Source organism: Pseudomonas sp. EGD-AK9 (assembly GCF_000465935.2).
Lineage (GTDB): Bacteria > Pseudomonadota > Gammaproteobacteria > Pseudomonadales > Pseudomonadaceae > Aquipseudomonas.
This window is the reverse complement of the sequence record NZ_AVOF01000095.1, coordinates 1-9,003: the sequence shown is the minus strand read 5'-3', so window position 1 is coordinate 9,003 and position 9,003 is coordinate 1. Positions and strand designations below refer to the sequence as shown.

9 protein-coding genes are annotated in these 9,003 nt (G+C 66.4%); 6 read left to right on the top strand and 3 right to left on the bottom strand.

Going from position 1 to position 9,003, the window contains the following annotated elements:
- Window positions 1-351, top strand: a 351-nt coding sequence (locus N878_RS05325; protein WP_031302784.1) for a CPBP family intramembrane glutamic endopeptidase, incomplete at its 5' end; no start/stop codon positions are given.
- On the opposite strand, the gene N878_RS05320 is transcribed toward N878_RS05325, so the two are convergent.
- The 3 genes from N878_RS05320 to N878_RS05310 form a co-directional block, all read right to left on the bottom strand.
- Window positions 302-1,057 (bottom strand): ABC transporter substrate-binding protein, encoded by a 756-nt coding sequence (locus N878_RS05320; RefSeq protein WP_256217983.1) that lies wholly within the window; start codon window positions 1,055-1,057, stop codon window positions 302-304. The genes N878_RS05325 and N878_RS05320 overlap by 50 nt on opposite strands.
- A gap of 139 nt (window positions 1,058-1,196) precedes the next feature.
- Complete coding sequence (locus N878_RS05315) at window positions 1,197-1,979, bottom strand: ABC transporter substrate-binding protein (RefSeq protein WP_031302783.1); 783 nt, start codon at window positions 1,977-1,979, stop codon at window positions 1,197-1,199.
- 100 nt (window positions 1,980-2,079) lie between these two features.
- Window positions 2,080-2,703: a TetR/AcrR family transcriptional regulator gene (locus N878_RS05310; RefSeq protein ID WP_021442640.1), complete on the bottom strand. Its 624-nt coding sequence runs from the start codon at window positions 2,701-2,703 to the stop codon at window positions 2,080-2,082.
- 241 nt (window positions 2,704-2,944) lie between these two features.
- On the opposite strand from N878_RS05310, the gene N878_RS05305 reads away from it, so the two are divergent.
- The 5 genes from N878_RS05305 to atuE all read left to right on the top strand — a co-directional run.
- Window positions 2,945-4,732 carry an acyclic terpene utilization AtuA family protein gene (locus N878_RS05305; protein ID WP_021442639.1) on the top strand — a complete coding sequence of 596 codons (1,788 nt, stop codon included), beginning with the start codon at window positions 2,945-2,947 and terminating at the stop codon, window positions 4,730-4,732.
- Window positions 4,733-4,749: 17 nt separating this feature from the next.
- Window positions 4,750-5,619 carry an SDR family oxidoreductase gene (locus tag N878_RS05300; protein ID WP_021442638.1) on the top strand — a complete coding sequence of 290 codons (870 nt, stop codon included), beginning with the start codon at window positions 4,750-4,752 and terminating at the stop codon, window positions 5,617-5,619.
- Window positions 5,620-5,623: 4 nt separating this feature from the next.
- Entirely contained in the window at window positions 5,624-7,240 is a 1,617-nt protein-coding gene (gene atuC / locus N878_RS05295) for a geranyl-CoA carboxylase subunit beta (RefSeq protein ID WP_021442637.1), read from the top strand.
- Between the two features lie 25 nt (window positions 7,241-7,265).
- Complete coding sequence (gene atuD, locus N878_RS05290; protein ID WP_021442636.1) at window positions 7,266-8,426, top strand: citronellyl-CoA dehydrogenase; 1,161 nt, start codon at window positions 7,266-7,268, stop codon at window positions 8,424-8,426.
- Window positions 8,427-8,436: 10 nt separating this feature from the next.
- Window positions 8,437-9,003, top strand: a 567-nt coding sequence (atuE, locus tag N878_RS05285) for an isohexenylglutaconyl-CoA hydratase (protein ID WP_021442635.1), incomplete at its 3' end; no start/stop codon positions are given.

Genomic DNA, 9,003 nt, shown 5'->3' with positions numbered 1-9,003 from the left:
GCGCTGGGAATGGTGGGCTGGCAGCCGAAATGGCCGGACGGCCTGCTGCTGTGGCTGGCGGTGAACCTGGGGGTGGCGGTAATGGCCGAGGAGCTGCTGTTTCGCGGCCTGCTGCAGCGCGCGCTGATTAGGCGTCTGGGCGCCTGGCCGGGGCTGCTGCTGACGGCCGCGCTATTCGGCGCCGCGCACCTGCCGTTCAGCCCGCTGTTCGCCCTGGTGGCGGGCATCGCCGGCCTGGGCTACGGCCTGGCCTTGCATTACAGCGGTCGCCTGAGCCTGGCCATCGCCCTGCACGGCGCGGTCAATCTGCTGCATATCCTGCTGCTGAGCTATCCGCTGCGGCTGGCATGACGGCGATGCGGTAGGGCGAGAAGATTCGCGCCAGCTCGCCCTTGGCGCGCAACGCCTCGAGCAGCTCGGCGAAACGGGCGGCACTGAGCGGCGCGCCGGGGCGGATCAGCGCATGGTGGCGGTAGACCTGGTCGATGCGTTCGGAGATCAGCAACTGCCGCGCGTGCTCGCGGTTGCGCTTGATGAAGTCGTAGAGGTTGGAGCGGGTCACCAGGGCGATATCGGCGCGGCCGCGCAGCACCATCAGCAGGTTGCTGTCGTGGGAATGGCCGAGGTTGGCGTTGAAGGTCTTGGTGAGAAACTCCGGGTCGCTGTTGAAGTCGGCGAAGCCGTAGTGATAGCCGCGGTACAGCGCCAGACGCTTGCCCTGCAGCTGGTCGAAGTAGTCCTGGCCGCGCAGCTCCTCGTCGCGGGCGACGAACAGCTCGGCGTCTTCCAGGCCCATGTCCACCGCCTCGAAGTCGATGCCCTGCCAACCCCAACCGGGATTCTCGAAGATGGCCATGTCGATGCGCCCGCGCTGCAGGTCGCTGAAGCGGCGGACGATGGCGGTCGGCAGCATGACGAAGTGGTAGTCGCTCTGCTCGCGGTTGAGCGCCTCCAGCAACTGCGGCAGCAGCCCGCTGGACTCCTGCAGGTTGGACTTGACCACGTAGGGCGGGAAATGCGCGCCGCCGACGTGCACCACTTCGGCGGCGGCCAGCATGCCGGCGAACAGCAGACCGGTCGCAGCCAAGCCCAAGCCAATCCACTGCCGCAAGCGCCGCATATCGACTCCCCCAAAAATCCTTCTTCTAGTAAACGGCAGCCTACTCCAGTCGCGCCCCGAGCGACCAGATGGTTTTTCAGTCCGGCGCGGTTTTATCGCCGAGGGTCAGGTGGTAACGACGCAATAGCCTCATCAATTCGCCATCGGCCTGTAATCTTTCCAGCAGCTGCGCCATCTGCTGCTGCGTCAGCGGGCCGTCCGGGCGCAGCAGCACCTGGTGCCGGTAGACCTGGTCGAAGCGCTCGGACACCAGCAAGCCGGCCGCCGCCTCCGGATAGCGCTCCAGGTACAGCTGCAGATAGGAACGGGTGATCACCGCGACATCGGCACGCTGCCGTTGCAGCAGGCGCAGGTTGCTGTCGTGGGAATAGGTCAGCACCGCCTTGAAGGTGCGCCCAAGGTAGTCCTGGTCGGCGTTGTAGCCGGCGAAGCCATAGTGATAGCCGCTGTACAGGGCCATGCGCTTGCCGGCGAAATCGGCGAAGTACTCCTGGCCGCGCCCCGGTGCAGCGGCGGCGACGTAGACCTCGGCATCCTCGATATCCAGCGGCAGGCCGAGATGGGGCGTGTCCTGCCAGCCCCACTGGCTGGACTCGAACAGGATCAGGTCGTAGCGCCCGTTTTCCAGATCGCGGTAACGCCGCGTGGCCGAGGTCGGCACCAGCACGAAGCGATACTCGTCCTGCAGGCGGTTCAGCGCCTGCAGCAGCTCCGGCACCAGGCCGCGCGGCTGCGGCGCCTCGGGTTTGAACAGATAGGGCGGGAAGTGATAGCCGCCGACGCGCACCTGCTGAGCGGCATCGGCAGCAACGGCGTGCAGCAACAGGCAGGCAAACAGGCAAACAGCTAACGCACGCAAACTCGACCTCTCGTCACGGAACACAGAGCGGAAATCAGGCGAACGTCCCGTGTTCGAAGCCGACGCAGCGGCAGTTGCCCTAGAGCCTAGACCAGTTTTTTCATCCTTCCTTGCACACCAGCGACAAGGCCTCCTCGGCCAATTGATCGAGGCTCATCGGCCCCTGCGGGCGGAACCAGGTGGTAGTCCAGCTCAGCGCGCCGGTGAGGAAACGTCGCTGGATAAAGGGATCGCCCTGGAAGTAACCGGCCTCGCGGGCTTCGCCCAGCACCTGCAGCCAGATCTGCTCGTAGGTATCGCGCAGCGCCAACACCTGCGCCTGGCCCTCGTCCGACAGCGAGCGCCACTCGTACACCAGCACCGCCATGGCCTCGCCGGTGCCGCCCATGATCGACTGCAGCTCGCAGCGGATCAGCGCCAGCAGGCGCTCGCGGGTGCCCTGCGCCTCGGCCAGCGCGGCGCGCATCAAGGCGGTGTTGTAAAGGATGGTTTCCTCCATCACCGCCTTGAGGATCTCGTCCTTGCTCTTGAAGTGATGAAAGATGCTGCCCGACTGGATGCCCACCGCGCCGGCCAGGTCGCGCACCGTGGTGCGCTCGAAGCCCTTGCTGCGAAACAGGTGGGCGGCCATCTGCAGCAGCTTGCCCCGGGCGCTGTCCGGGTCGGTGACGTGGCCACCGCTGACCAGCTCCTGCATCACCGCCTGGGCCTTGTGTTCGTCCACGCTGACTTCTCCTGGTATTGGCTGCGCTGCGGCGGCCCGTTGCTTTCACGGATTCTGCAAGCCGCCGGCAAGTGCTTGTCTTACTTAATGAAATATATGCGATGAAATTTATGCCCCCGCGCCTGACCAAGCAAGCGCTTGGCCGCACTTTTGGCGGGAAAGCCCTCTTTTCCGACTTTTCAACCAAGCGCTTGCTTGGTAGTGTTGGTTTCAGCTTCCCAACCTGTGACGGGCCATCGCCATGAGCAAAACCCTACGCATCGGCTGCGCCTCCGCCTTCTGGGGCGACACCTGCACCGCCGCCGCCCAGCTGGTGCGGGGGGCCGAGCTGGATTACCTGGTGTTCGACTACCTGGCCGAGATCACCATGTCGATCATGGCCGGCGCCCGCATGAAGAAGCCGGACGAGGGCTACGCCCGCGACTTCGTCGAGGTGCTCGCGCCGCTGCTGGGCGAGATCGCGCAGAAGAAGATCCGCGTGATCAGCAACGCCGGCGGGGTCAACCCCACGGCTTGCGCCGCGGCCCTCGAGGCGGCGTGCGAGCAGGCCGGGGTGAAGCTGAAGATCGCCGTGCTGCACGGCGACAACCTGCAGCCCAAACTCGGCGAGCTGGTCAAGGCCGGCACCCGCGAGATGTTCACGGGCGCGCCGCTGCCGCCCTTCTGCGTGTCGGTCAACGCCTACCTGGGCGCGCCGGGCATCGTCGCCGCGCTGGAGCAAGGCGCCGACATCGTCATCACCGGCCGCGTGGTCGACAGCGCCGTGGTCAGCGCCGCCCTGGTGCACGAGTTCGGCTGGGCCTGGAGCGACTACGACAAGCTGGCCCAGGCCGCGCTGGCCGGGCACATCATCGAATGCGGCGCGCAGTGCACCGGCGGTAACTTCACCGACTGGCGCGCGGTGCCGGACTACGAACACATCGGCTTCCCCATCGTCGAGGTCGAAGACGACGGCCGTTTCGTCGTGACCAAGCCGGAGGGTTCCGGCGGCCTGGTCACGCCTTTTACCGTCGGCGAGCAGCTGCTCTACGAGATCGGCGATCCGCGCACCTATCTGCTGCCGGACGTGGTCTGCGATTTCACCGCCGTCGAGCTGAGCCAGGTCGGTGCCGACCGCGTCGAGCTCAAGGGCGCGCGCGGCCTGCCGCCGACCGCGCAGTACAAGGTCAGCGCCACCCACCCGGACGGCTTCCGCTGCACCGCCAGCTGCCTGCTCGCCGGCATCGACGCGGTGGCCAAGGCCGAGCGCGTCAGCCAGGCGATCATCGCCAAGACCGAGGCGCTGTTCGCCGAGCGCGGCTGGGGCGCCTATCAGGAAGTCAGCATCGAGCTGCTGGGTAGCGAAGCCACCTATGGTGCCCACGCTCGTCGCCAGGACAGCCGCGAGGTGGTGGTGAAGATCGCCGTGCGCCACGCCAAGAAGGAGGCCCTGGTGCTGTTCTCCCGCGAGATCGCCCAGGCCGCCACCGGCATGGCGCCGGGCCTGACCGGCATAGTCGGCGGCCGCCCCACGGTCTACCCGGTGATTCGCCTGTTCAGCTTCCTGGTGGACAAGAGCGCCTGCGAGCTGGCGGTGGAAATCGGCGGCGAACGTCAGCCGGTCACCCTGCCTCAGGTCGATGCCTTCGACCCCGAGCGACTGCGCGCGCCGGCCGCCCTGCCCGTACCGATGGGCGAAGCCGACGCCTCCGTGCCACTGATCCGCCTCGCCGTGGCCCGCTCCGGCGACAAGGGCAACCACAGCAATATCGGCGTGATGGCCAGAAAGCCCGAGTACCTGGCGTGGATCGCCGCTGCGCTGACCCCCGAAGCCGTGGCGCAATGGATGGGCCATGTCCTGGATCCGCAAGCCGGCAAGGTCAGCCGCTGGCACCTACCGGGCAGCCACAGCCTCAACTTCCTGCTGGAAAATGCCCTGGGCGGTGGCGGCGTGGCCAGCCTGCGTATCGACCCGCAGGGCAAGGCCTTCGCCCAGCAGCTGCTGGAATTCCCGGTACCGGTGCCGCGCGCACTGGCCGACAGCCTGTAACAAGGACAACCAGAACGATGAGCTACGACTCCGTATTCAAACCTGGCCTTTTCGCAGGCCAGACCATCCTGGTTACCGGCGGCGGCAGCGGTATCGGTCGCTGCGTGGCCCACGAGCTGGCCCATCTCGGCGCCCATGTGGTGCTGGTCGGACGCAAGCAGGAAAAACTGGAGAAAACCTGCGCCGAGATCATCGAAGACGGCGGCAGCGCCAGCTTCCAGGTCTGCGACATCCGCGACGAGGAAGCGGTCAAGGCCATGGTCGGCGCGGTGCTCGCGCAGCACGGACGCATCCATCACCTGGTCAACAACGCCGGCGGCCAGTTCCCCGCGCCGTTGATCGGCATCAACCAGAAAGGCTTCGAGACCGTGGTGCGCACCAACCTGGTGGGCGGTTTTCTGGTGGCCAAGGAAGTCTTCCTGCAGAGCCTGAGCAAGCACGGTGGCGCCATCGTCAACATGCTCGCCGACATGTGGGGCGGCATGCCCGGCATGGGCCATTCGGGGGCGGCGCGGGCGGGTATGGAGAACTTCACCAAGACCGCCGCCTACGAGTGGGGCCACGCCGGGGTGCGAGTCAACGCCGTGGCGCCGGGCTGGATCGCCTCCAGCGGTATGGACACCTACCCCGAGTCGATGAAGAACATGATCCGCAACCTCAAGGATCACGTGCCGCTGCAGCGCATCGGCAGCGAGTCCGAGGTGGCCGCCGCCATCGTCTTTCTGCTCAGCCCCGGCGCCAACTTCATCAGCGGCAACACCATCCGCATCGACGGTGCGGCCAGCCAGGGCACCCGTGCCTGGACGCTGGGCAAGGCGAGAAACAGCGAGCCCTACAACGGTTTCCACCGGGCCTACCTGCCCGATGTACTGAAAGATCAGGAGTAAGGCGATGCCCGTGATCCAATCGGAAATCGACGTGCATGGCGACGCCTTCGCGCAGAACCGCGCGGCCATGCTGGCGGCCATCGCGGCCTTTCGCGACGTCGAGCAGAAGGTGCTGGACAAGGCGCAGGAGGCCAAGGCCAAGTTCGACAAGCGCGGCCAGTTGCTGCCGCGCGAACGCCTCAACCTGCTGCTCGATGCTGGCGCGCCCTTTCTCGAACTGGCCTCGCTGGCCGGCTACAAGCTGCACGACGACAAGGACGGCAGCCAGGCCGGCGGTGGCCTGATCGCCGGCATCGGCTACATCGCCGGCGTGCGCTGCCTGGTGATCGCCAACAACAGCGCGATCAAGGGCGGCACCATCTCCCCCACGGGCCTGAAAAAATCCCTGCGCCTGCAGCAGATCGCCTTCGAGAACAAGCTGCCGGTGGTGACCCTGGCCGAGAGCGGCGGCGCCAACCTCAACTACGCCGCCGACATCTTCGTCGAGGGCGCACGTGGCTTCGCCAACCAGGCGCGCATGTCCGCCATGGGCCTGCCGCAGATCACCGTGGTGCACGGCTCCAGCACCGCCGGCGGGGCCTACCAGCCCGGCCTGTCGGACTACGTGGTGGTGGTGCGCGGCAAGGCCAAGATGTTCCTTGCAGGCCCGCCACTGCTCAAGGCCGCCACCGGCGAGATCGCCACCGACGAGCAACTCGGTGGCGCCGAGATGCACGCCCAGGTCGCCGGCACCGCCGAGTACCTGGCCGAGAACGACGCCGATGGCGTGCGCCTGGCGCGCGAGATAGTCGGCATGCTGCCGTGGAACCAGCAGCTGCCGGCACGTGAGAAACGCACCTGGCGCGAGCCGCTGTACCCGGCCGAGGAACTGCTCGGCCTGGTGCCGGCAGATGCCAAGAAGCCCTACGACGTGCGCGAGATCATCGCGCGTATCGCCGACGGCTCGGCGTTTCTCGACTTCAAGAACGAGTTCGACAGCCAGACCGTCTGCGGCCACCTGCAGATCGAAGGCCAGGCCTGCGGCTTTATCGGCAACAACGGCCCGATCACCCCACAGGGCGCGGCCAAGGCGGCGCAGTTCATCCAGCTGTGCGAGCAGAGCAATACGCCGATCCTGTTCTTTCACAACACCACCGGTTTCATGGTCGGCACCGAGTCCGAGCAGAACGGCGTGATCAAGCACGGCTCGAAGATGATCCAGGCCGTAGCCAACGCCACAGTGCCCAAGCTGACCATAGTGGTCGGCGGCTCGTATGGGGCCGGCAACTACGCCATGTGCGGGAGAGGACTGGACCCGCGCTTTATCTTCGCCTGGCCCAACAGCAAGACCGCCGTGATGGGCGGCGCCCAGGCCGGCAAGGTGCTGCGCATCGTCACCGAGGAAAAGCACGCCAAGGAAGGCAAGGAAGCCGATCCGAAAATGCTCGATATGCTGGAACAGATGACCGCACAGAAGCTCGACAGCCAGTCCACCGCGCTGTACGGCACCGCCAGCCTGTGGGACGACGGCCTGATCGACCCGCGCGATACGCGCAAGCTGCTGGGCTTCTTGCTCGACATCTGCGCCGAAGCCAATCTGCGGCCCCTGAAATCCAATCGTTTCGGCGTCGCCCGTTTCTGACCCTCATCATCGGAGCACAACAACAATGATCTTCACCCAGGAACACGAAGAACTGCGCCGCACCGTCCGTAACTTCGTCGACAAGGAAATCAATCCGCACGTCGACGCCTGGGAGAAGGAAGGCCGCTTCCCCATCCACGACATCTTCAAGAAGGCCGGCGAGCTGGGCCTGCTGGGCATCTCCAAGCCGGAGAAATTCGGTGGCATGGGTCTGGACTACAGCTACTCGATCGTCGCTGCCGAGGAGTTCGGCACCATCCATTGCGGCGGCATCCCCATGTCCATCGGCGTGCAGACCGACATGTGCACCCCGGCCCTGGCGCGCTTCGGCTCCGACGAGCTGCGCGAGGAGTTCCTGCGCCCGGCCATCACCGGCGAGATGGTCGGCTGCATCGGCGTCTCCGAAGTCGGCGCCGGCTCCGACGTGGCGGGCCTGAAGACCACCGCGCGCAAGGACGGCGACGACTATGTGATCAACGGCAGCAAGATGTGGATCACCAACTCGCCATCGGCCGACTTTATCTGCCTGCTGGCCAATACCAGCGACGACAAGCCGCACGTCAACAAGTCGCTGATCATGGTGCCGATGAAGACCCCGGGCATCAGCGTCAGCCCGCACCTGGACAAGCTGGGCATGCGCAGCTCGGAGACCGCCCAGGTGTTCTTCGACAACGTGCGCGTGCCGCAGCGCTACCGCATCGGCGCAGAGGGCGCCGGCTTCATGATGCAGATGCTGCAGTTCCAGGAAGAGCGCCTGTTTGGCGCGGCCAATATGATCAAGGGCCTGGAGCACTGCGTCGACGCCACCATCGACTATTGCAAGCAGCGCCACACCTTTGGCCAACCGTTGATCGACAACCAGGTCATCCACTTCCGCATGGCCGAACTGCAGACCGAGATCGAAGCCCTGCGCGCGCTGGTCTACCAGGCCACCGAACAATACGTGAAGGGCCGCGACGTGACCAAGCTGGCGTCCATGGCCAAGCTCAAGGCCGGCCGCCTCGGCCGCGAGGTGTCCGACGCCTGCCTACAGTACTGGGGCGGCATGGGCTTCATGTGGGATAACCCGGTGTCGCGCGCCTACCGCGACGTGCGCCTGGTCAGCATCGGCGGCGGCGCCGACGAAATCATGCTTGGCATCATCTGCAAGCTGATGGGCATCCTGCCCGGCAAGAAAAAGGGCTGAGGAGGCGACCATGGCCGAACTGCCGAATTGCCAGACCCTGCTGCTGGAGCAGGTCGAGGGCGTGCTCTACGTCACCCTCAACCGCCCGGACAGCCGCAACGCCATGAGCCTGGCCATGGTCGGCGAACTGCGCGCCACCCTGGAGGCCGTGCGCCAAGACGCCGGCGTACGCGCCCTCGTGCTGCGCGGTGCCGATGGCCACTTCTGCGCCGGCGGCGATATCAAGGATATGGCCGGCGCCAGAGCCCGCGGCGGCGACGCCTACCGCGAGCTGAACCGCGCCTTCGGTGCGCTGCTGGAAGAGGCCCAGGCCGCTCCGCAGGTACTGGTGGCGGTGCTGGAAGGCGCCGTACTCGGCGGTGGTTTCGGCCTGGCCTGCGTGTCCGACGTGGCCATCGCGGCGAGCGGCGCCAAGTTCGGCCTGCCGGAAACCACCCTGGGCATCCTCCCGGCGCAGATCGCCCCCTTCGTTGTGCGGCGCATCGGCCTGACCCAGGCGCGCCGCCTGGCCCTGACCGCCGCCCGCTTCGACGGCGCCGAGGCGTTGCGCCTGGGCCTGGTGCACTACTGCGAGCAC